The sequence below is a fragment of the Burkholderia sp. IO2 genome (genome assembly GCF_029522185.1).
In the GTDB taxonomy this organism is placed as follows: domain Bacteria; phylum Pseudomonadota; class Gammaproteobacteria; order Burkholderiales; family Burkholderiaceae; genus Burkholderia; species Burkholderia cenocepacia.
Genome location: NZ_JAKWFH010000011.1, coordinates 118,070 through 139,791, shown reverse-complemented (window position 1 = coordinate 139,791; position 21,722 = coordinate 118,070). Strand labels below are relative to the sequence as shown.

The window sequence follows — 21,722 nt, the reverse complement described above, 5'->3', positions numbered from 1 at the left end:
ACCGGTGTTTAATGCCGGTTTCGGGCGGATCGCCCGACCCTTTTATTACACGCCATTACAGGCCAAACGCGTTCATGAGCCAGACTACCGCCCCGTTTCTGCCGTTCACCCGCCCCGAGATCGACGAGGAAACCATCCAGGGCGTCGCCGAGGTGTTGCGCTCGGGCTGGATCACCACCGGCCCGCAGTGCCAGAAATTCGAGGCGGCGCTGTCCGAGTACTGCGGCGGCCGTCCGGTCCGCGTATTCAATTCGGGCACCTGCACGCTCGAGATCGGCCTGCGCATCGCGGGCGTCGGCCCCGGCGACGAGGTGATCACGACGCCGGCGTCGTGGGTCTCGACCAGCAACGTGATCATCGAAACGGGCGCGACGCCCGTGTTCGCGGACATCGATCCCGTCACGCGCAACATCGACCTCGACAAGCTCGAGCAGGCGATCACGCCGCGCACGAAGGCGATCATCCCCGTGTTCCTGTCCGGCCTGCCGGTCGACATGGACCGCCTGTACGCGATCGCCCGCGCGCACAAGCTGCGCGTGATCGAGGATGCCGCGCAGGCGTTCGGCTCGACGTGGCACGGCAGGCGCATCGGCGCGATCGGCGACCTCGTGTCGTTCAGCTTCCACGCGAACAAGAACCTGACGACGATCGAAGGCGGCGCGCTCGTGCTGAACAACGAGGACGAAGCGGTGCTCGCGCAGAAGTACCGACTGCAGGGCATCACGCGCACCGGCTTCGACGGAATGGACTGCGACGTGCTCGGCGGCAAGTACAACCTGACCGACGTCGCCGCGCGCGTCGGCCTCGGCCAGTTGCCGCACCTCGAGCGCTTCACCGCGCAGCGCCGCGCACTCGCGCGCGCGTATTTCGCCGCGTTCGACGGCGGCGCGGCCGCGAAGCTCGGCGTCGGCCTGCCCGTCGCCGAATTCGAGAACGGCAACTGGCACATGTTCCTGGTCACGCTGCCGCTCGAGCGGCTGACGATCACGCGCGCCGAATTCATGGCGCAGATGAAGGAACGCGGCATCGGCACGGGCATCCACTACCCGGCGATCCATCTTTTCACGCTGTACCGTGCGCGCGGTTTCAAGGAGGGCATGTTCCCCCACGCCGAACGGTACGGCGCGTCGACCGTCACGCTGCCGCTGTTTACGCAGATGACGGAAGGCGACGTGCGTCGCGTGGTCGACGCCGTCAATCAGATTTGCGAACAATACGGAAAATAAGCGTACATGAGTCACCTTGAAGCACGCGCCGGACATCCGGGCGCCGCGCATCTGGACACCGGCCGGCCCGAAGTCTCGGTCATCATCCCCGTGTACAACGAGGAAGACGGTCTCGCCGCGCTGTTCGCGCGGCTGTATCCGGCGCTCGACGCCCTCGACACGTCGTACGAAGTGATCCTGATCAACGACGGCAGCCGCGACCGCTCGGCCGCGATGCTCGCCGATCAGTTCCACGTCCGGCCCGACACGACGCGCGTCGTGCTGCTCAACGGCAACTACGGCCAGCACATGGCGATCCTCGCGGGCTTCGCGCAGTCGCGCGGCGAGATCGTCATCACGCTCGACGCGGACCTGCAGAACCCGCCCGAGGAAATCGGCAAGCTGATCGCGAAGATGCGCGAGGGCTACGACTACGTCGGCTCGATCCGCAAGCAGCGCCAGGACAGCCTGTGGCGGCGCAAGGCGTCGCAGATGATGAACCGGCTGCGCGAGCGCATCACGCGCATCAAGATGACCGACCAGGGCTGCATGCTGCGCGCGTACAGCCGCCGCATCATCGACACGATCAACGTGTGCGGCGAAGTCAACACGTTCATCCCCGCGCTCGCGTACACGTTCGCGCAGAACCCGACCGAAATCGAGGTCGCGCACGAGGAACGCTTCGCGGGCGAATCGAAGTACTCGCTGTACAGCCTGATCCGGCTGAACTTCGACCTCGTGACGGGCTTCTCGGTCGTGCCGCTGCAGTGGCTGTCGTTCATCGGCGTGATCCTGTCGCTCGGCTCCGCCGCGCTGTTCGTGCTGCTGCTCGTGCGCCGCTTCATCGTCGGCGCGGAAGTGCAAGGCGTGTTCACGCTGTTCGCGATCACGTTCTTCCTGCTCGGCGTGATCATCTTCGCGCTCGGCCTGCTCGGCGAATACGTCGGCCGCATCTACCAGCAGGTGCGCGCGCGTCCCCGCTACCTGATCCAGGCCGTGCTCGAGCAGCACGACGGCATGCCGCCGGTGCCGGCCGCCGCGAACCGCCCGGGAGCCGCGCAATGAAGCCGCGCGCGGTCGTCTTCGCATATCACAACGTCGGCGTGCGGTGCCTGCAGGTGCTGCTCGCGCGCGGCGTCGACGTCGCGCTGGTCGTCACGCACGAGGACAATCCGAACGAGAACATCTGGTTCGGCAGCGTCGCGTCCGTCGCGGCCGAGCACGGCATTCCGGTCGTCACGCCGGCCGATCCGGCCGATCCGGCGCTGCGCCGCGCGGTGGCCGACGCGCAGCCCGATTTCATCTTCTCGTTCTACTACCGCCACATGCTGCCGGTCGACCTGCTCGCGATCGCGCCGCGCGGCGCGTACAACATGCACGGTTCGCTGCTGCCGAAATACCGGGGTCGGGTACCGACCAACTGGGCCGTGCTGAACGGCGAGACCGAAACCGGCGCGACGCTGCACGAGATGGCCGCCAAGCCGGACGCGGGCGCGATCATCGGCCAGACCGCGGTGCCGATCCTGCCGGACGACACGGCCGCGCAGGTGTTCGACAAGGTCACGGTGGCCGCCGAGCAGACGCTGTGGCGCGTGCTGCCCGCGCTGCTCGCGGGCGAGGCGTCGCACCTGCCGAACGATCTCGCGACCGGCAGCTACTACGGCGGGCGCAAGCCCGAGGACGGCCGCGTCGACTGGTCGAAGCCGGCCGCGCAGGTCTACAACCTGGTGCGCGCGGTCGCGCCCCCGTATCCGGGCGCATTCACGGACATCGACGGCGCCCGCTTCGTGATCGCGCGCGCGCGCCTCGCGGCGCCCGGCAGCGCGGCAGCGGCCGCCGCGGCAGATTTGCCGCCCGGCCTGCACGTAAGCGATAATGCGCTATTCGGCGTCTGCGGCGACAGCCGCGCCCTATCCATTCTCGAGCTCCGGCAGCAGCGCGACGGCAGCGAAACCGTCGTGACGCCCGCGGAATTCGCGCAGTTCATTCATTCTTCCCGTCATTCATGAAAGCAAAAAAAGTCCTGATCCTGGGTGTGAACGGCTTCATCGGCCATCACCTGTCGAAGCGCATTCTTGAAACCACCGATTGGGAAGTGTTCGGCATGGACATGCAGACCGACCGGCTGGGCGACCTCGTCAACCACGAGCGGATGCATTTCTTCGAAGGCGACATCACGATCAACAAGGAGTGGGTCGAGTATCACGTGAAGAAGTGCGACGTGATCCTGCCGCTCGTCGCGATCGCCACGCCGGCCACCTACGTCCAGCAGCCGCTGCGCGTGTTCGAGCTCGACTTCGAGGCGAACCTGCCGATCGTCCGCTCGGCCGTCAAGTACGGCAAGCACCTCGTGTTCCCGTCGACCTCCGAGGTCTACGGGATGTGCTCGGACGAGCAGTTCGACCCGGACGCGTCGGCGCTCACCTACGGCCCGATCAACAAGCCGCGCTGGATCTACGCGTGCTCGAAGCAGCTGATGGACCGCGTGATCTGGGGCTACGGGATGGAAGGCCTGAACTTCACGCTGTTCCGCCCGTTCAACTGGATCGGCCCGGGCCTCGACTCGATCTACACGCCGAAGGAAGGCAGCTCGCGCGTGGTCACGCAGTTCCTCGGCCACATCGTGCGCGGCGAGAACATCAGCCTCGTCGACGGCGGCTCGCAAAAGCGCGCGTTCACCGATATCGGCGACGGCATCAGCGCGCTGATGAAGATCATCGAGAACAAGGACGGCGTCGCGTCGGGCAAGATCTACAACATCGGGAATCCGAAGAACAACTTCTCGGTTCGCGAACTCGCGCACAAGATGCTCGAACTGGCCGCGGAATTCCCCGAGTACGCCGATTCGGCCAAGCAGGTGAAGCTCGTCGAAACGACGTCCGGCGCCTACTACGGCAACGGCTACCAGGACGTGCAGAACCGCGTGCCGAAGATCGACAACACGATGCAGGAGCTCGGCTGGGCGCCGCAGGCGACGTTCGACGACGCGCTGCGCAACATCTTCGAAGCGTATCGCGGCCACGTCGCCGACGCGCGCGCGCTCGTCGAACAGCAAGGCTGACCGGGACGTTCGCTTGGCTCGTATCGTCCTCAAGATCGACGTCGACACGCTGCGCGGCACGCGCGAAGGCGTGCCGAACCTCGCGCGCATCTTCGACCGCTTCAATGCGCGCGCGACCTTCCTCTTCAGCCTCGGGCCGGATCACACCGGCTGGGCGTTGCGGCGCGTGTTCCGCCCGGGCTTCCTGAAGAAGGTGTCGCGCACGTCGGTGGTCGAGCACTACGGCGTGAAGCAGCTGATGTACGGCGTGCTGCTGCCCGGCCCGGACATCGGCCGCCGTGCGATCGCCGACATGCGCGCGATTCACGAGGTCGGCTTCGAATGCGGGATCCACACGTGGGATCACGTGTACTGGCAGGACAACGTGCGCGTCCGCGATCGCGACTGGACCGCGCGTGAAATGCAGAAGAGTCACGCGCGCTTCGTCGAGATCTTCGGCGCGCCGCCCGTCACGCACGGCGCGGCCGGCTGGCAGATGAACGATGCCGCGTTCGAGCAGATCGATGCATGGGGGATGCGCTACGCGTCCGACGGTCGCGGCCATTCGCCGTACCTGCCCGTCGTCGGCGGCCGCACGCTGTCGCACGTGCAGATGCCGACCACGCTGCCCACGCTCGACGAAGTGCTCGGCATCGACGGCGTCGACACGCACAACGTCGCCGCGCACATCCTCAAGTTCACCGAAACCAATCCGCACGACCAGGTGTTCACGCTGCATGCGGAACTGGAAGGGCAGAAACTCGCGCCCGTGTTCGAACAGCTGCTCGCCGGCTGGCGTGCGCAAGGCCACACGTTTGCGACGATGGGCGACTACCACGCGGCGCTGGACCGCGACTCGCTGCCATCGTACCCTGTCACGTGGGGCGAAATCCCCGGCCGCTCCGGCGAACTGATCGTCCAGCCCGACTGAAGTTCGCACGCGAGCCGGCGTCGCCGCTCCGCCCCCGCGGCGCGCTGCCGCGACGCCCCGCCGAACCGCGCCGCCGCAGCGGCGCCCTTCCATAACAACAGGAGAAACACGTGTCTGTCGAAGTTGACCGTCAAGTTCCCGATTTCACCGCACCGGCCACGGGCGGCGACATTTCGCTGTCCGACCTGAAGGGCAAGAAGCTCGTGCTGTACTTCTATCCGAAGGACAACACGCCGGGCTGCACGACCGAAGGGCTGCAGTTCCGCGATCTCTATCCGAAGTTCAAGAAGGCCGGTGCGGAAGTCATCGGCGTGTCGCGCGACAGCCTGCGCTCGCACGACAATTTCAAGGCCAAGCTCGAACTGCCGTTCCCGCTGATCTCCGATGCCGACGAAGCGCTGTGCGCGTTGTTCGATGTCATCAAGATGAAGAAAATGTATGGCAAGGAAGTGCGCGGAATCGAGCGTTCGACGTTCCTGCTCGACGCCGACGGCGTGCTTCGCCAGGCATGGCGCGGCATCAAGGTGCCGGGTCACGTGGACGACGTGCTAAAGGCTGTACAAGCGCTTTGAGGCGCGTTATATTGGGCCGCAATGAATGCCAGTTCGCCCCATATTTCTCGTAGCTGCGCCGGTGCCCGTTGCAATGCTTCCCGGCACCTGACGCGCATCACGACGGCATCAGCCGAGCCGCATGTCCCTGTCGACGGGGCAGCGGCTTTTTTTATGGAACGCGCGCCGGCCCTCCCCGGTCCGGCCCTTACCGCATCGAGGAGCTGATCGACACTTAGGCGAACCGGCTAGACGAAATTCCTGTGCGCCACCGCGCGCAAACTGCATGCGTCTACGTCACGCAGGATGCGATCAGCGGCGCACGCCATGCGACACGATTCCTCCCGAGGGACACCATGCCTTTGCCTACTCCCCCCAGCAAGCTCGGCAGCCTGCTGCCGCCCGACGAATACAAGGCGAAAGCGCGGCCCGCGAAAGCCGCGAAGAAATCCGCCGAAGGGGACGCATCCACAGCCGGTGACTATGGTCCGGCCAGCGTGGCCCAACCGATGATCGAAGCCGCGAACACGGCCGCGCCGCTGCGCGCCGTCGCGTCTTCGGCGCCCGACGCCGCGAGCGCACCCGCGCGCGGCCGCAAGACCAAACAGACGGCCGCGCTGCTGCAGCCGATGCCGGCGCCCGCCGAACCCGCGGCGCCGGTCGTGGCACGCCACGACAAGCCGGCCGCCGGGAAACCGGCCACGGCGCCCGCGCGCGATGCCGGCGCCGCGACGAAGTCGCGCAGCCGCAAGCCCGCCGAAGCCGAACTGCAGAAACTGTTCGTGCTCGACACCAACGTGTTGATGCACGACCCGAGCAGCCTCTTCCGCTTCGAGGAACACGACGTCTATCTGCCGATGATGACGCTCGAGGAACTCGACAACCACAAGAAGGGGATGTCCGAAGTCGCGCGTAACGCTCGCCAGGTCAGCCGCACGCTCGACGCGCTCGTCGCCGACGGCGGCCCGATCTCGGACGGCATCCCGCTGTCGCGCCTCGGCAGCCGCGAGGCGCTCGGCCGCCTGTACTTCCAGACGAAGCTCGCCGACATCGCGCCGGTCGAAGGCTTGCCCGAGGGCAAGGCCGACAACCAGATCCTCGGCGTCGTGCGCGCGCTGCAGCGCGACCGGCCCGACCGCCAGGTCGTGCTGGTGTCGAAAGACATCAACATGCGGATCAAGGCGCATGCGCTCGGCCTGCCCGCGGAAGACTACTTCAACGACCAGGTGCTCGAGGACAAGGATCTCCTCTACACCGGCGTGCGCGAACTGCCGCAGGACTTCTGGACCAAGCACGCGAAGGGCATGGAGAGCTGGCAGGACACGAAGACGGGCACCACGTACTACCGCGTGACCGGCCCGCTCGTCGCGTCGATGCTCGTCAACGAGTTCGTCTATCTCGAGCCGCAGAACGGCGAGCCGACGTTCCACGCGATCGTCCGCGAGCTGAACGGCAAGACGGCGCTGCTGCAGACGCTGCGCGACTACAGCCACCACAAGAACAACGTGTGGGGCATCACCGCGCGCAACCGCGAACAGAACTTCGCGCTGAACCTGCTGATGAACCCCGAGATCGACTTCGTCACGCTGCTCGGCCAGGCCGGCACCGGCAAGACGCTCGTCGCGCTCGCGGCCGGCCTCGCGCAAGTACTCGACGACAAGCGCTACAACGAGATCATCGTGACGCGCGCGACCGTGCCCGTCGGCGAGGACATCGGTTTCCTGCCCGGCACCGAGGAAGAGAAGATGCAGCCGTGGATGGGCGCATTCGACGACAACCTCGAAGTGCTGCAGAAGACCGACGATGCCGCCGGCGAATGGGGCCGTGCCGCAACGCAGGAGCTGATCCGTTCGCGCCTGAAGGTGAAGAGCATGAACTTCATGCGCGGCCGCACGTTCGTCGACAAGTATCTGATCATCGACGAGGCGCAGAACCTGACGCCGAAGCAGATGAAGACGCTCGTCACGCGCGCGGGCCCCGGCACGAAGATCGTGTGCCTCGGCAACATCGCACAGATCGACACGCCTTACCTGACCGAAGGCAGCTCGGGCCTGACCTACGTCGTCGACCGCTTCAAGGGCTGGGGCCACAGCGGCCACGTGACCCTCGCGCGCGGCGAACGCTCGCGGCTCGCCGATTACGCGTCGGACATTCTGTAACGCGCAGGCCGGCCGAGCGGCCGGCTGTCGACGCCACGCGGCGCTCCGTTTCCGGAGCGCCGTTTTTATTTGGGGTCGAAGACAAAGGTAACGCTTCGTCACGCAACAACGCAGTTTACGCGCGAAACTTCAAGTAAATTCTCAAGAATGGTTGCTTAAGCCCCGCCGGAGCGTCTACCATCGGGTCTGTCTGTTGTCATACGATTCGCGAGCGCGCCGCGCTCGCCCGCCTTGCCATGCTTCGAATCTGGGTTCCCGTCGCCGTCGTCTCCCTGCTTGCGGCCTGCTCCAGCGTGCCGCCGCAGTCGGCATCGCGCTCCGCTTCGGGGATGAAGATCACGACGCCGCGCGCCTTCCCGGCGCCGGCCAATTTCCCGAAATTCGTCGACCACAGCGTCGGCCAGGAAGAAATCTCGATCCAGGCGATGAGCCTCGTCGGCGTCCCGTATCGCTGGGGCGGCAACACGCCGACGAGCGGCTTCGACTGCAGCGGGCTCGTGCGCTACGTGATCGGCCGCGCGGCCGACGTGAACCTGCCGCGCACGACCGCCGACATGAGCGGCCGCGGCGTGTCGATCGAACCCGACCAGATCGCGCCGGGCGACCTGATTTTCTTCAATACGACCGGGCGGCCGCATTCGCACGTCGGCATCTACGTCGGCAAGCTGCGCTTCGTCAACGCACCGTCGACGGGCGGCACCGTGCGGCTCGACTACCTGACGAACCCGTACTGGGCCAAGCGTTTCGACGGCATTCGCCGCGTCGCGCCGCCGCGCTCGGCCCCGACGCCGTTCGATGGGCCGACCTACGAGGCCAAGCGCGACGAGCCGCGCAACCCGACCGCGGTCGCGGCCGCTCCGGTGGTCGTGACGGCCGCCGCCGCGCCGCGGCAGCCGACGTATGCACCGTCGCAAGCAAGCGTGACGCAGGCGCAGGCCATTCCGACCACGCCGGTCGTGACGACGGCCGCAGCGGCACCGCCGGCAACGGCCGCCGATCCGTACGAACCGCCGCCCTCGCGGATGCAGGCGGCGCAACAGCAAGCGACGTCGGCGAATGGCGCCGCGCCCGCGATGACGGCCAATGCAGCACCAGCCGCCCCGGCCGAGGTCGGTACGCAGATTCCGACGACCGCACTGACGGCCGCCCAGGCTGCCGCCTTCGATGCGGAGCCGCCGCCCGCCACCGCGTCGACGCCGACACGCAGTATCGAGCCCGCGCCCGTGCAGGTATTGCGTGCGTCGACGCAATCCGCACCCGTCAGCCCGCGCACCAGTACCGCGGACGATCCGATCGCGCGGTTTGCGACCGGCAGTTACTGACCCGTTGCTCGACCCCGACCGTCACGACGTGGGCGGCATTCGCCACCCGCCACCGCTTCGCCGCCCCCCTCTCCCGCGCCCCCAAAAGAAAATGCGCCGCAGCCTTTCGGCTTGCGGCGCATTTCGTGTCAACCGGAAAGCGTCGACGATCAGAAGATCTGGTGCCCGAGCCACCACCCGCCGGCCGCGAACAGCGCGGCCGCCGGCAGCGTCAGCACCCACGCCCACACGATATTGCCGGCGACGCCCCAGCGCACGGCCGACAACTTCTGCGTCGCGCCGACACCGACGATCGCGCCGGTAATCGTGTGCGTGGTCGACACGGGAATGCCGAGGAACGACGCGACGAACAGCGTGATCGCACCGCCGCTTTCCGCGCAGAAGCCGCCGACCGGCTTGAGCTTCGTGATCTTCTGGCCCATCGTCCGCACGATGCGCCAGCCGCCGAACAGCGTGCCGAGGCCCATCGACAGGTAGCACGCGCCGATCACCCATGCCGGCGGCGCATCGGCGGTGGCCGACGCGTAGCCGCTCGCGATCAGCAGCATCCAGATGATGCCGATCGTCTTCTGTGCATCGTTGCCGCCGTGGCCCAGGCTGTACAGGCCGGCGGACAGCAGTTGCAGCCGGCGGAAGCGCCGGTCGACCTTGCTGGGCGCGGTACGGAAATACAGCCACGACACGCCGAGCATGAACAGCGAACCGAGAATGAAACCGAGCAGCGGCGAAATGAAGATGAACGCGATCGTCTTCAGCAGCCCGTCGACGTTCAGCGAACTCCAGCCCGATTTCGCGAGCGCCGCGCCGACGAGACCGCCGATCAGCGCGTGCGACGAGCTCGACGGAATCCCGTAGTACCACGTGATCACGTTCCAGCCGATCGCGCCGACCAGCGCGCCGAACACGACGTAGTGGTCGACGATTTCGGGATCGATCGTGCCTTTACCGACGGTCTGCGCGACTTTCAGGTGGAAGATGAAGTACGCGATCACGTTGAACGCGGCCGCGAACACCACGGCCTGCTGGGGCTTCAGCACCCCGGTCGACACGACGGTGGCGATCGAGTTCGCCGCGTCGTGAAAGCCGTTCATGAAGTCGAATACGAGCGCGACGAGCACCAGCGTCGCGACCATCCATAGGGCGAGTTGTATCGAATGCATCGTGGTCCGCTCAGGCGTTTTCCAGCACGATGCCTTCGATGATGTTCGCGACGTCCTCGCACTTGTCGGTGATCTCTTCGAGCAGCTCGTAGATCGCCTTCAGCTTGATGAGCGTCTTCACGTCGTCTTCCTCGCGGAACAGCTTCGACATCGCCGCACGCAGCACGCGGTCGGCTTCCGATTCCCAGCGGTCGATTTCCTCGCATTGCTTGAGGATCTGCGCCGATTGTTTCATGTCGGACAGCAATCCGACGGCCTGCTGCACGTGCTGCGCCGACTGGGTGACGATGTGCGCGAGCTGGCTCGCCTCGGACGTGACGGACTGCACGTCGTACAGCGACACGGCCGTCGCGACGTCTTCCATCAGGTCGAGGATGTCGTCCATCGTCGTGATCAGCTTGTGGATCTCGTCGCGATCGAGCGGCGTGATGAAGGTCTTGTGCAGCAGATCGATCGCCTCGTGCGTGAGCTTGTCGGCGGCCTTCTCGGCGATTTGCACGTTTTGCTTGTGAATCTCGGCGTCGGCGAGATTGTCGATCAGCAGTTCGAGCTCGCGGCCACCGGAAACGATGTGCTTCGCGTGCGAGTTGAAGAGTTCAAAGAACTTGCCCTCGGTGGGCATGAATCGACCGAACATGGGATTCCTGAGAGATTGTCAAACTACTGTCACGAAAACGGGCGACATTGTACCGGTTCCGGTCGCGACGCGACGTGCGCATATGCGCACGCCGGGATTGGATACAACATTTGGCGAAATAGGTGTTTACAACCGGCTTTACTCGCCGTAGAAGGTCTGCGCCCCGGCAAAATTGTCGAACTTCGTGTATTGCCCCAGGAACGTGAGCCGAACGGGCCCGATCGGGCCGTTACGCTGCTTGCCGATGATGATTTCGGCCGTCCCCTTGTCAGGGCTGTCGGGATTGTAGACCTCATCGCGGTAAATGAACAGGATCACGTCCGCATCCTGTTCGATTGCGCCCGATTCGCGCAAATCCGACATCACCGGACGCTTGTTCGGGCGCTGTTCGAGGCCGCGGTTCAGCTGCGACAGCGCGATCACCGGCACGTCGAGCTCCTTCGCGAGGCTCTTCAGCGATCGCGAAATTTCCGAAATTTCGGTTGCCCGGTTCTCGCCCTGCGACGAACCCGACATCAGCTGCAGGTAGTCGACGATGATCAGGCCGAGCTTGCCGCATTGCCGCGCCAGACGCCGCGCGCGCGAGCGCAATTCCATCGGATTCAGGCCGCCCGTCTCGTCGATGAAGAGCTGCGCCTCGCTCATCTTCTGCACCGCGTGCGTCAGTTTCGGCCAGTCCTCGTCCGTCAGGCGGCCCGTACGCATCCGGTGCTGGTCGAGCCGGCCGATCGAGCCGAGCATACGCATCACGAGCTGGGTGCCCGGCATTTCCATCGAGAACACCGCGACCGGCAACCCGTACTCGACCGCGACGTATTCGCCGATGTTCATCGAGAACGCGGTCTTACCCATCGACGGGCGCCCCGCGACGATGATCAGTTCGCCGCCGTGCATCCCGGACGTCATCCGGTCGAGGTCGACGAAGCCGGTCGGCGTGCCGGTGACGTCGCTCGGGTTCGCGGTGTGGTACAGCGTGTCGATGCGCTCGACCACCTGCGTGAGCAGCGGGCCGATCTCGAGGAAGCCCTGGTTGCCGCGCGCGCCCTCCTCGGCGATCGAGAACACCTTCGATTCGGCTTCGTCGAGCAGCTGGCGGACTTCCTTGCCCTGCGGATTGAACGCGTCGGCCGAGATCTCGTCGGCGACCGACACGAGCCGGCGCAGCACCGCGCGGTCACGCACGATTTCCGCATAGCGGCGGATGTTCGCCGCGCTCGGCGTGTTCTGCGCGAGCGCGTTCAGGTATGCGAGCCCGCCGACATCGTCGGCCTTGCCGGACGTGGTCAGCGCTTCGTACACGGTCACGACGTCGGCCGGGCGCGTCGACGCGATCAGGCGGCCGATATGCTCGTAGATGATCCGGTGGTCGTAGCGGTAGAAGTCGCCCTGCGACAGGAAGTCGGCAATCCGGTCCCATGCCGCGTTGTCGAGCAACAGGCCGCCGAGCACCGACTGTTCGGCTTCGACCGAATGCGGCGGGACTTTCAGCGATTCGATTTGGGGATCTTGCGGCGCGTTCATGGGTTGGGATTATCGCGAATAGATGGCGGCAGCGCTACCACCGCTTGCCCGCGATCGGGCAATAAAAAAGGCAGGCCCCGGTTGCCCGGGCGCCTGCCCTTGTCCGGACGGCGGAAGCCGCCCGGCAAGCTTGCATACGCTTACGCGTGGTCGCCGATCACGTTGATCGTGACGTCGACGACGACGTCCGTGTGCAGCGCGACCTGGACGTTGTGCTCGCCGATCATCTTCAGCGGGCCTTCCGGCATGCGCACTTGCAGCTTCTCGACTTCGTAGCCTGCCTTCTTCAGCAGTTCCGCGACGTCGCCGTTCGTGACCGAGCCGAACAGACGGCCGTCGACGCCCGACTTCTGCGTGATTTCGAACGACTGGCCGTTCAGCTTCTCGCCGACTGCCTGCGATGCGGCCAGCTTTTCAGCGGCGATCTTTTCGAGTTCAGCGCGGCGCACTTCGAATTCGGCGATCGCTTCCTTCGTTGCACGGCGAGCCTTGCGGTTCGGGATCAGGAAGTTGCGAGCGTAACCGTCCTTGACCTTGACGATATCGCCGAGGTTACCCAGATTGGCGACTTTTTCCAACAGAATGATTTGCATTCGAATTCTCCTTATTGCGTCGCCTGATTACGCCTTGTGCTGATCGGTGTACGGCAGCAGCGCGAGGAAACGCGCACGCTTGATGGCCGTATCCAGCTGACGCTGATAGTGCGCCTTCGTACCCGTCAGACGAGCCGGCGTGATCTTGCCGTTTTCGCCGATGAAGTCCTTCAGCGTTTCCGTGTCCTTGTAGTCGATCTGCTCGACGCCTGCAGCCGTGAAACGGCAGAACTTCTTGCGCTTGAAGAGCGGGTTTTGTTGCTGACGACGCTTGTCGAATTTCTTACCAGTCGGGCGGGGCATGATTTCAGTCCTTTCCAATGTCCTGCAATGCTGTGATGTGAAACACCAAGGTTCTCGCGTTGCGGCTTTTCTTGGCCAGGAAGCCCGTGAACAGCGTTTCGACGCCCATTTCACGGCTTTCCAGCTTGCCGCTCGCCTCACCGGCCGCCACCGCCTCGATCGTCATTTCGACCTGACGGGGAATGCCTGCTTCGACGACTTCCGTGCGGTGATGCAACGTGGCGCTTGCGATCGGAACACCTGCCGGCGTATATCGCACCGGTGTGCGTTCGACGACGCTCGCCGTCAATTGCAACCTGTTCACGTGAGTGGCGCGCTCCTTGATGGCTTAATGAGTGACGAACTTAAGCCTGCGCTTCGGCCGGCTGAGCTGCAGCCGCCTTCTTGGCTTCTTCGCGCTGAACTTCCTTCATCATCGGCGACGGGCCGGTTTCGGCCTTCTTCATCTTGACGATGAGGTGGCGCAGCACGGCGTCGTTGAACTTGAACGCGTGTTCGAGTTCGTCGAGCGTCGTCTGGTCGCACTCGATGTTCATGCAGACGTAGTGAGCCTTCGCGAGTTTCTCGATCATGTAGGCCAGTTGGCGACGGCCCCAGTCTTCGACACGGTGGATCTGGCCGCCGTGCGACGTGATCGTGGACTTGTAACGCTCGATCATCGCGGGCACTTGCTCGCTTTGATCGGGGTGCACGATGAATACGATTTCGTAATGACGCATTACACACTCCTTGTGGATTAAAGCCACCCGGGCGTCTGAACCGGTGTGGCAAGTGAGAAGCCGAAGATTTTAACCCGGTTACGGAGCGCATGCAAGGCCAATCGACGATGCGCGGACGGATTCGGCCGTATTTTCAAAGACTTGAGCGCGTATGTCGGGCAAGCGGCCGCCGCTCGGCCCTTCTGCAGTCGGGGTCGGAGCGCAAGCACGCCGGTCCCGCGGCCGCAACGGTCACTCGTTATGCGTGCCGGCAAGTCGCGCGTCGAGCGCCGTCCGGAACGCCGCCAGCGCCGACGGCTCGGCGTCGGTCACGGCCCACCACGTCATCCCGGCCGCGTTCCAGCGGTCGAGCGCATAGCCCTGCGACACGGTCGTGTACGGGGCCGCCGGCCGCTCCCCGGCCGGCTGCACGTAGACGTCGACCACGTGCTGCCGGTGGCGGTAGACGAGCACCGCGACGCGGCGCCGCCCGACGTAGTCGAGCCGGCCGCCGACCAGCGCGAAGCCGCTCGCCGCGAGATCCTCGACCGGCGGCGCATAGTCGAGCCGGCCGTTGAACCACGGCTTGACCGTGTGCCGGTCGGTCGAGATCACGTCGATGTCGCGCGCCGACAGGTCGGCCCGCACGTGGCTCGCGACCAGTTCGTCGACCGTACGGGCGGTGTCGGCGTGGCGGGCCGACCATGCCATTCCGCCCGCCGCCGCGAGCGCCATCAGCAACGCGACGCCCCAGCCGAGGCCCGGCAGCGCGGCCACGCGCGGGCCGGTGCCGGTCGATACCGGGCGTGCCGCCCCGCCCCGCCCGGTCAGCCACGCGAACCAGTCGCGCCCGCGCGGCCGCCGGGGCGGCGGTGGCGGGGACTCCGGTCGCGGCTCGGCCCGCGACGGCGCATCGGCACGCGCGTCGGCCGCTGCCGGCAGGCTCGCGAGGAGGCTTGCCCGCAGCGCGTCCGGCGCGCGGTGATAATCGGCCTGCCGCACGGCCTGCACCAGCGTGACGATCCGCGCGCGTTCGCGGCGGCACGCATCGCACCCGTCGACATGCTGCTGGACCCGCAACGCATCGGGCGCCGACAGCTCGCGGTCGACGTCCGCGTCCAGCAACGCTCGCGCTTCGTTACAGTCCATCGATAGCCTCCGATGCGGTTCCGCCCGCCGGCGCACGGCCCGGCCGGCCTTCGGTCGCCGGCGCGGGCGCGCCGCCCAGCAGCGCGGCGAGCTTGCGCCGGCCGCGCGCGAGCCGCGACATCACCGTGCCGACCGGCACGTCCACGATCGCCGCGATCTCGCGGTAGCTCAGGTCCTCCATCTCGCGCAGCACGAGCACCTCGCGGTGTTCGGCCGGCAGCTTCGCGAGCGCCGCATTCACGAGCCGCACGTTCTCGCCGCGCAGCAGGTGCGCGAGCGGGTCCTCCGTCGCCGGCTGCCAGTCGTCCGGGACGTCGGCGTCGTCGAGCGTGTCGGGCAGCGCGACCTCGTGCGCCTGCGTGCGCCGCCGCCACTCGGTGTACCAGGTGTGGCGCACGATCGTCAGCAGCCACGGCCGCGCGTTGTCGCCGCGACACGAATCGACGAAGCGCAGCGCGCGCATGCACGCGTCCTGCACGACGTCGTCCGCATCGCCGGCGCTGCCGCTCAGCCAGCGCGCGAGGTTGTACGCGGCGTCGAGATTCGGCAGCACGAGCGCGCGAAACCGCTCGCCGCGCGCGCGCGCATCGTCCGCCGCCCGGTCATCGACCGCCTGTCCGGCTTGCCCCACATGGCCTCCCTGGTCCCGGCGGCCGACGCCGCGCCCGTTCCGCGCACGGCACCCGGACAGACCGGCAACGTGCGCGCTCGATGACCTTACCGCTGCTGCGTCGAGTTTATTCCCGCGCCGTGCGCATGAAGCGTAAAAAATCGCCGGACGGCCCAGCCGGCCGCCCGTTACGGCGTGGTGCTCCAGTAACCGGGGCGCGCGTACGCGGCGCGCAGATAGTCGATGAAATAGCGCACGCGCGCCGGCACGTAGCGCTGCTGCGGGTAGACCGCGAGGATGTCGTAGTCGGGCAGCGCGTATTCGTCGAGTACGGTCTCGAGCTCGCCCGTTTCGAGCTGCGCGGCGATTTCCCACGTCGAACGCCACCCGAGCCCGAGCCCCTCGGCCACCCAGCGGTGTAGCAGCTCGCCGTCGTTGCAGTCGAGATTGCCGGTCACGCGCATCGTCGCGATCTTGCCGTGACGCTGGAAGTACCAGCCGCGGTTCTGCCCGCCCTGCAGGTTGAACGCCAGGCAGTTGTGCTTCAGCAGGTCGTCGAGCGACTTCGGCCGCCCGTGCTTGCGGAAATAGTCGGGCGTGCCGCACACGACGCGCCGGTTCGACGCGAGCTTCACCGCGACGAAGTTCGGATCGACCGCGCCGCCGATCCGGATCGACAGGTCGTAGCCTTCGCGCACGAGATCGACGACACGGTCGGTCAGGTTGAACGACAGCTGCATCTCCGGCTTGTCGGCCAGGAAGCCGGGCGCGTGCGGCGCGACGTGCTTGCGCCCGAACGCGGCCGGCGCCGACACGATCAGGTGCCCGCTGACCGCGCGCCGGCCGGCGGCCAGCTCGTTCTCGGCCTGATCCCATTCGGACAGCAGCCCGCGGCAGCGCTCGAGGAACGCGGCGCCCTCCTCGCTGACGACCAGCCGCCGCGTCGAGCGGTACATCAGCTTCACGCCGAGGCGTTTCTCCAGCGCGTCGATGCGCCGCCCGAGCACCACCGGCGACACGCCCTCCTCGAGCGCCGCCGCCGCGAGGCTGCCCGCGTCCGCGACCCGCACGAACGTCTCGATCTGCTTGAAGCGATCCATCTCCCGTCTCCGTCTCCGTTCCGACACCGGCGGGAAGCCCCGTCCGGCCGTCATTCCATACTTTTAGTTTCGAAATAAGCGACTTCGGCTGATCTTATCAAACCTTTCCTGCATCCCTAAAGTGTCCTCAACAGACCGATTCGCAAGATTCCACTATCCAAGGAGACATTCATGGCCAAGATGAGAGCCGTCGACGCAGCCGTACTCGTGCTCGAGAAGGAAGGCATCCAGACCGCGTTCGGCGTGCCGGGCGCAGCGATCAACCCGTTCTACTCGGCCATGCGCAAGTCGGGCGGCATCAGCCACGTGCTGGCGCGCCACGTCGAAGGCGCGTCGCACATGGCCGAAGGCTTCACGCGTGCGGCACCGGGCAACATCGGCGTGTGCATCGGCACGTCGGGCCCCGCCGGCACCGACATGATCACCGGCCTCTATTCCGCGTCCGCCGATTCGATTCCGATCCTCGCGATCACCGGCCAGGCACCGCGCGCGCGCCTCTACAAGGAAGACTTCCAGGCCGTCGACATCGAATCGATCGCGAAGCCCGTCACGAAGTGGGCCGTCACCGTGCGCGAACCGGCGCTCGTGCCCCGCGTGTTCCAGCAGGCATTCCACCTGATGCGCTCCGGCCGTCCGGGCCCGGTGCTGGTCGACCTGCCGATCGACGTGCAGCTCGCCGAAATCGAATTCGACATCGACACGTACGAACCGCTGCCGGTCTACAAGCCCGCGGCCACCCGTGCGCAGATCGAGAAGGCGCTCACGATGCTCAACGACGCGGACAAGCCGCTGATCGTGTCGGGCGGCGGCGTGCTCAACGCGGCGGCCGAAGACCTGCTCGTACAGTTCGCCGAAACGGTCGGCGTGCCGGTGATCCCGACGCTGATGTCGTGGGGCGCGATTGCCGACGACCACCCGCTGATGGCCGGCATGGTCGGTCTGCAGACGTCGCACCGCTACGGCAACGCGACGATGCTCGCATCGGATTTCGTGCTCGGCATCGGCAACCGCTGGGCGAACCGCCACACGGGCAGCGTCGAGGTCTACACGAAGGGCCGCAAGTTCGTGCACGTCGACATCGAACCGACGCAGATCGGCCGCGTGTTCGGCCCGGATCTCGGCATCGTGTCCGACGCGAAGGCCGCACTCGAGCTGTTCGTCGCGGTCGCGCAGGAATGGAAGGCCGCCGGCAAGCTGAAGGACCGCAGCGCGTGGGTCGCCGACTGCCAGGAACGCAAGCGCACGCTGCAGCGCAAGACGCACTTCGACAACGTGCCGGTCAAGCCGCAGCGCGTGTACGAAGAGATGAACAAGGTGTTCGGCCGCGATACCTGCTACGTCAGCACGATCGGCCTGTCGCAGATCGCCGCCGCGCAGTTCCTGCACGTGTTCAAGGCACGCAACTGGATCAACTGCGGCCAGGCCGGCCCGCTCGGCTGGACGATCCCCGCCGCGCTCGGCGTGCGTGCGGCCGATCCGAGCCGCCCGATCGTCGCGCTGTCCGGCGACTACGACTTCCAGTTCATGATCGAGGAACTGGCGGCCGGCGCGCAATTCAAGCTGCCGTACGTGCACGTCGTCGTGAACAACTCGTACCTCGGGCTGATCCGCCAGGCGCAGCGCGCGTTCGACATGGACTACTGCGTGCAGCTCGCGTTCGACAACGTGAACGCGCCGGAACTGAACGGTTATGGCGTCGATCACGTGGCCGTCGCGGAAGGTCTCGGCTGCAAGGCGCTGCGCGTGTTCAAGCCGGAAGAGATCGAGCCGGCGCTGCGCCAGGCGCAGACGCTCGCGGAAGAGTTCAGCGTGCCGGTGGTCGTCGAAGTGATCCTCGAGCGCGTGACGAACATCTCGATGGGCACCGAAATCGATGCGATCAACGAATTCGAGGATCTCGCCGAAAAGGCCGAGCATGCCCCGACCGCGATCTCGATGCTCGACTGACCTGCAAGACTTTTTTGACTGACCGACCGAAGAGGCTTAGCTCATGCCGAAGTTTGCTGCAAACCTGACCATGCTGTTCAACGAAGTGCCGTTCCTCGACCGCTTCAAGGCGGCCGCGGACGCGGGCTTCGACGCCGTCGAGTTCCTGTTCCCGTACCCGTATGCGAAAGAGGAACTCGCCGAACGGCTCGAGACCAACCGTCTGCGCCTCGTGCTGCACAACCTGCCCGCCGGCAACTGGGATCAGGGCGAGCGCGGCATCGCGTGCCTGCCCGATCGCGTCGGCGAATTCCAGGAAGGCGTCGGCCGCGCGATCGAGTATGCGAAGGCGCTGAAGGTGCCGCAGCTGAACTGCCTCGTCGGCATCCCGTCGGCGAGCACGGCACGCGACAAGACGTTCGTCACGATCGTCGACAACCTGCGCTTCGCGGCCGACGCGCTCAAGCGTGAAGGCATCCGCCTGCTCGTCGAGCCGTGCAACAGCTTCGACATCCCGGGCTTCGCGCTGAACCGCTCGTCGGAAGGGCTCGACGTGATCCGCGCGGTCGGCTCGGACAACCTGTTCCTGCAGTACGACATCTATCACATGCAACGCATGGAAGGCGAACTGGCCGCGACGATCGAACGCAACCTCGCATCGATCGGCCACGTCCAGCTCGCGGACAACCCGGGCCGCAACGAGCCGGGCACCGGCGAGATCAACTATGCGTTCCTGTTCGCGCTGCTCGACCGGCTCGGCTATGCCGGCTACGTCGGCTGCGAATACAAGCCCCGTACCACCACGACGGAAGGCCTCGGCTGGCTGCAAAGCGTGGCCGGCTGCGCACCGGCCTCGGCGCGTCGCGCCGCCTGAGTCGCGCCCTTTCCGTTTTCAGCCCTATAGGAGACTTTCACATGGCAACCATCGGTTTCATCGGCCTCGGCATCATGGGCGCGCACATGGCGCGCAACCTGCTCAAGGGCGATCATCAACTCGTCGTGAACGGCGCGTTCCCGATCCCGGACGACCTGCGCGGCAGCGCGAAGGTCGTCGCGAACTCCACCGAAGTCGCGCAGCACGCCGACATCATCATCTCGATGGTGCCGGACACGCCGGACGTACGTAACGTGCTGTTCGCCGACGACGGCGTCGCGAAGGGCCTGACGGCCGGCAAGCTCGTGATCGACATGAGCTCGATCTCGCCGCTCGACACGCAGGCATTCGCGAAGCAGATCAACGCGCTCGGCTGCGACTACCTCGACGCGCCGGTGTCCGGCGGCGAAGTCGGCGCACGCGAAGCGACGCTGACGATCATGGTCGGCGGCCCGGAGAAGGCATTCGAGCGCGCGAAGCCGCTGTTCGAGAAGATGGGCAAGAACATCACGCTCGTCGGCGACAACGGCGCGGGCCAGACCTGCAAGGTCGCGAACCAGATCATCGTCGCGCTAAACATCGAGGCGGTCGGCGAGGCGCTGCTGTTCGCCGCCCGTTCGGGCGCCGATCCGGAGCGCGTGCGCCAGGCGCTGATGGGCGGCTTCGCCGCGTCGCGCATCCTCGAAGTGCACGGTGCGCGCATGACCAAGCGCACGTTCGATCCGGGCTTCCGCATCGAGCTGCACCAGAAGGACCTGAACCTCGCGCTCGACGGCGCGCGCAAGCTCGGCCTCGCGCTGCCGCACACCGCGAGCGCGCAGCAGTTGTTCAGCGTGTGCGCGTCGCACGGCGGCAAGGCATGGGATCACTCGGCACTCGTGCGCGCGCTCGAGATCATGTCGAACTTCGAGATCGGCCAGACGCCGGCCGCGTAACGCGGATGCCGCAACGCGCGTTTGTGCTGCGATGGCGCAGGCGCGCGACGAATACACGTGACTCGGCCGCGGCCGGTCGCATCGATGCGCGCCGCACGCGCGCATCACGGTGGGGCGCCCCGCCCTGCATCGCCAACGGCATGCGGGACGGGGCGAAAAACGCCGCTCTGGGCTGAGAGCGGCGTGGTGGGGTCCGCAGCGGCACCCGGCGGCGCCGGGGAAGCCTTGGTCGGTCAGACGTCGTCGTCGGGTGTCCGCCTGTCGGATTTCGCGTATTACATTTCTTTACGTTCGAGCGTGCGATTTTTCATGCAATCGTCGCGTTGAACGCCTACACTTTCGCCACGCCTTTCGAGAAAACCGCCGCGCTTGCGCGCCCTTCCGGGCCCGCCCCCAGCGCGGTGTTTTTTTCGCCACTTCACGGCGCGTTTTCTTTTCAACCACCTAAGGAGTGCAACGATGGGTCTTCTTTCGTTTATCAAGGAGGCGGGTGAAAAACTGCTGGGTCACGCCGATGCACAGGCAGCGGAAGATCCGAATGCCGCGAACCAGACTGCGGCCGATGCCATCAAGAACTACATCAGCTCGCAAGGCCTCGACACGTCGAACCTGACCGTCGCGTTCGACGGCGCATCGCGCACCGTCACGCTGTCGGGCAGCGTCGCCGATCTCGACACGAAGGCGAAGGTCAAGGTCGCGGCCGGCAACGTGCAGGGTGTCGCGGGCGTCAACGACGACGATCTGCAGCCGGACGATCCGGAAGTGCAGTACCACGACGTGAAGCCGGGCGACACGCTGTCGGCGATCGCCAAGGAAGTGTATGGCGACGCGAACAAGTATCCGGTGATCTTCGAGGCGAACAAGCCGATGCTGTCGAGCCCGGACCGGATCTACCCGGGCCAGAAGCTCGTGATTCCGCCGCAGTCCTGAGCGTTCGCGCAGCACTGACGCAAAAAATGGCAGGCCATTGGCCTGCCATTTTTTTATGCACGCTGCACGACGTCCGCG

General features: G+C 66.1%; 22 protein-coding genes and 1 pseudogene. 12 read left to right on the top strand and 11 right to left on the bottom strand.

Annotated elements, in window-relative coordinates; genetic code table 11:
- Positions 1 to 74 precede the first annotated feature (74 nt).
- The 6 genes from MMB92_RS09710 (at position 75) to MMB92_RS09685 (ending at position 5,748) form a co-directional block, all read left to right on the top strand.
- Positions 75 to 1,226 (top strand): DegT/DnrJ/EryC1/StrS aminotransferase family protein, encoded by a 1,152-nt coding sequence (locus tag MMB92_RS09710; protein WP_277562674.1) that lies wholly within the window; start codon positions 75 to 77, stop codon positions 1,224 to 1,226.
- Between the two features lie 6 nt (positions 1,227 to 1,232).
- Complete coding sequence (locus MMB92_RS09705; RefSeq protein ID WP_034201635.1) at positions 1,233 to 2,270, top strand: glycosyltransferase; 1,038 nt, start codon at positions 1,233 to 1,235, stop codon at positions 2,268 to 2,270.
- Complete coding sequence (locus MMB92_RS09700; protein WP_058901529.1) at positions 2,267 to 3,214, top strand: formyltransferase; 948 nt, start codon at positions 2,267 to 2,269, stop codon at positions 3,212 to 3,214. The genes MMB92_RS09705 and MMB92_RS09700 overlap by 4 nt, the downstream gene beginning before the upstream one ends.
- Positions 3,211 to 4,266, top strand: coding sequence for a bifunctional UDP-4-keto-pentose/UDP-xylose synthase (locus tag MMB92_RS09695; protein ID WP_006482864.1), 1,056 nt, complete (start codon positions 3,211 to 3,213; stop codon positions 4,264 to 4,266). Before MMB92_RS09700 ends, MMB92_RS09695 begins: the two co-directional genes overlap by 4 nt.
- A 13-nt stretch (positions 4,267 to 4,279) precedes the next feature.
- Positions 4,280 to 5,176 carry a polysaccharide deacetylase family protein gene (locus tag MMB92_RS09690; protein WP_264835301.1) on the top strand — a complete coding sequence of 299 codons (897 nt, stop codon included), beginning with the start codon at positions 4,280 to 4,282 and terminating at the stop codon, positions 5,174 to 5,176.
- Positions 5,177 to 5,286: 110 nt separating this feature from the next.
- The gene (locus MMB92_RS09685; RefSeq protein ID WP_006482867.1) at positions 5,287 to 5,748 is read left to right on the top strand and encodes a peroxiredoxin; all 462 of its coding nucleotides are present in this window, start codon (positions 5,287 to 5,289) and stop codon (positions 5,746 to 5,748) included.
- Between the two features lie 213 nt (positions 5,749 to 5,961).
- Here the strand turns inward: MMB92_RS09685 and MMB92_RS09680 are convergent.
- Positions 5,962 to 6,188: pseudogene (locus tag MMB92_RS09680) on the bottom strand (hypothetical protein); the annotation flags it as partial.
- Between MMB92_RS09680 and MMB92_RS09675 the strand changes: the two are divergent.
- Together MMB92_RS09675 and MMB92_RS09670 are read left to right on the top strand one after the other, a co-directional pair.
- The gene (locus MMB92_RS09675) at positions 6,084 to 7,886 is read left to right on the top strand and encodes a PhoH family protein (RefSeq protein WP_034178519.1); all 1,803 of its coding nucleotides are present in this window, start codon (positions 6,084 to 6,086) and stop codon (positions 7,884 to 7,886) included. The pseudogene MMB92_RS09680 and the gene MMB92_RS09675 sit on opposite strands and share 105 nt — an antisense overlap.
- Before the next feature lie 236 nt (positions 7,887 to 8,122).
- Complete coding sequence (locus MMB92_RS09670; RefSeq protein ID WP_212150848.1) at positions 8,123 to 9,208, top strand: C40 family peptidase; 1,086 nt, start codon at positions 8,123 to 8,125, stop codon at positions 9,206 to 9,208.
- Positions 9,209 to 9,357: 149 nt separating this feature from the next.
- Here MMB92_RS09670 and MMB92_RS09665 read toward each other — a convergent pair whose 3' ends face one another.
- From MMB92_RS09665 to MMB92_RS09620, 10 genes are all read right to left on the bottom strand, one after another.
- Positions 9,358 to 10,368, bottom strand: a complete 1,011-nt coding sequence (locus tag MMB92_RS09665) for an inorganic phosphate transporter (RefSeq protein ID WP_006486254.1) — start codon at positions 10,366 to 10,368, stop codon at positions 9,358 to 9,360.
- A gap of 10 nt (positions 10,369 to 10,378) precedes the next feature.
- Complete coding sequence (locus tag MMB92_RS09660; protein ID WP_006486252.1) at positions 10,379 to 11,005, bottom strand: DUF47 domain-containing protein; 627 nt, start codon at positions 11,003 to 11,005, stop codon at positions 10,379 to 10,381.
- Positions 11,006 to 11,143: 138 nt separating this feature from the next.
- The gene (locus tag MMB92_RS09655; protein WP_006486249.1) at positions 11,144 to 12,526 is read right to left on the bottom strand and encodes a replicative DNA helicase; all 1,383 of its coding nucleotides are present in this window, start codon (positions 12,524 to 12,526) and stop codon (positions 11,144 to 11,146) included.
- Positions 12,527 to 12,666: 140 nt separating this feature from the next.
- The gene (gene rplI, locus MMB92_RS09650) at positions 12,667 to 13,119 is read right to left on the bottom strand and encodes a 50S ribosomal protein L9 (protein WP_006486256.1); all 453 of its coding nucleotides are present in this window, start codon (positions 13,117 to 13,119) and stop codon (positions 12,667 to 12,669) included.
- A gap of 27 nt (positions 13,120 to 13,146) precedes the next feature.
- Positions 13,147 to 13,422 (bottom strand): 30S ribosomal protein S18, encoded by a 276-nt coding sequence (gene rpsR / locus MMB92_RS09645; RefSeq protein WP_006486248.1) that lies wholly within the window; start codon positions 13,420 to 13,422, stop codon positions 13,147 to 13,149.
- Between the two features lie 4 nt (positions 13,423 to 13,426).
- Positions 13,427 to 13,726 (bottom strand): primosomal replication protein N, encoded by a 300-nt coding sequence (gene priB, locus MMB92_RS09640; protein WP_012328667.1) that lies wholly within the window; start codon positions 13,724 to 13,726, stop codon positions 13,427 to 13,429.
- A gap of 40 nt (positions 13,727 to 13,766) precedes the next feature.
- Entirely contained in the window at positions 13,767 to 14,141 is a 375-nt protein-coding gene (gene rpsF / locus MMB92_RS09635; RefSeq protein ID WP_006486255.1) for a 30S ribosomal protein S6, read from the bottom strand.
- 231 nt (positions 14,142 to 14,372) lie between these two features.
- Positions 14,373 to 15,269, bottom strand: a complete 897-nt coding sequence (locus MMB92_RS09630; RefSeq protein WP_062884486.1) for a zf-HC2 domain-containing protein — start codon at positions 15,267 to 15,269, stop codon at positions 14,373 to 14,375.
- Entirely contained in the window at positions 15,259 to 15,900 is a 642-nt protein-coding gene (locus MMB92_RS09625) for an RNA polymerase sigma factor (RefSeq protein WP_277562673.1), read from the bottom strand. The genes MMB92_RS09630 and MMB92_RS09625 overlap by 11 nt, the downstream gene beginning before the upstream one ends.
- A gap of 167 nt (positions 15,901 to 16,067) precedes the next feature.
- Positions 16,068 to 16,979, bottom strand: coding sequence for a LysR family transcriptional regulator (locus tag MMB92_RS09620; protein ID WP_006496376.1), 912 nt, complete (start codon positions 16,977 to 16,979; stop codon positions 16,068 to 16,070).
- Positions 16,980 to 17,150: 171 nt separating this feature from the next.
- Between MMB92_RS09620 and gcl the strand changes: the two genes are divergently transcribed.
- The 4 genes from gcl (at position 17,151) to lysM (ending at position 21,644) form a co-directional block, all read left to right on the top strand.
- The gene (gene gcl / locus MMB92_RS09615; protein WP_006485953.1) at positions 17,151 to 18,926 is read left to right on the top strand and encodes a glyoxylate carboligase; all 1,776 of its coding nucleotides are present in this window, start codon (positions 17,151 to 17,153) and stop codon (positions 18,924 to 18,926) included.
- A gap of 43 nt (positions 18,927 to 18,969) precedes the next feature.
- Positions 18,970 to 19,779 carry a hydroxypyruvate isomerase gene (gene hyi / locus MMB92_RS09610; RefSeq protein ID WP_006485952.1) on the top strand — a complete coding sequence of 270 codons (810 nt, stop codon included), beginning with the start codon at positions 18,970 to 18,972 and terminating at the stop codon, positions 19,777 to 19,779.
- 41 nt (positions 19,780 to 19,820) lie between these two features.
- Entirely contained in the window at positions 19,821 to 20,714 is an 894-nt protein-coding gene (locus MMB92_RS09605) for a 2-hydroxy-3-oxopropionate reductase (RefSeq protein WP_006485940.1), read from the top strand.
- Positions 20,715 to 21,173: 459 nt separating this feature from the next.
- Positions 21,174 to 21,644, top strand: a complete 471-nt coding sequence (gene lysM / locus MMB92_RS09600) for a peptidoglycan-binding protein LysM (RefSeq protein ID WP_006478617.1) — start codon at positions 21,174 to 21,176, stop codon at positions 21,642 to 21,644.
- Positions 21,645 to 21,722: the final 78 nt, after the last annotated feature.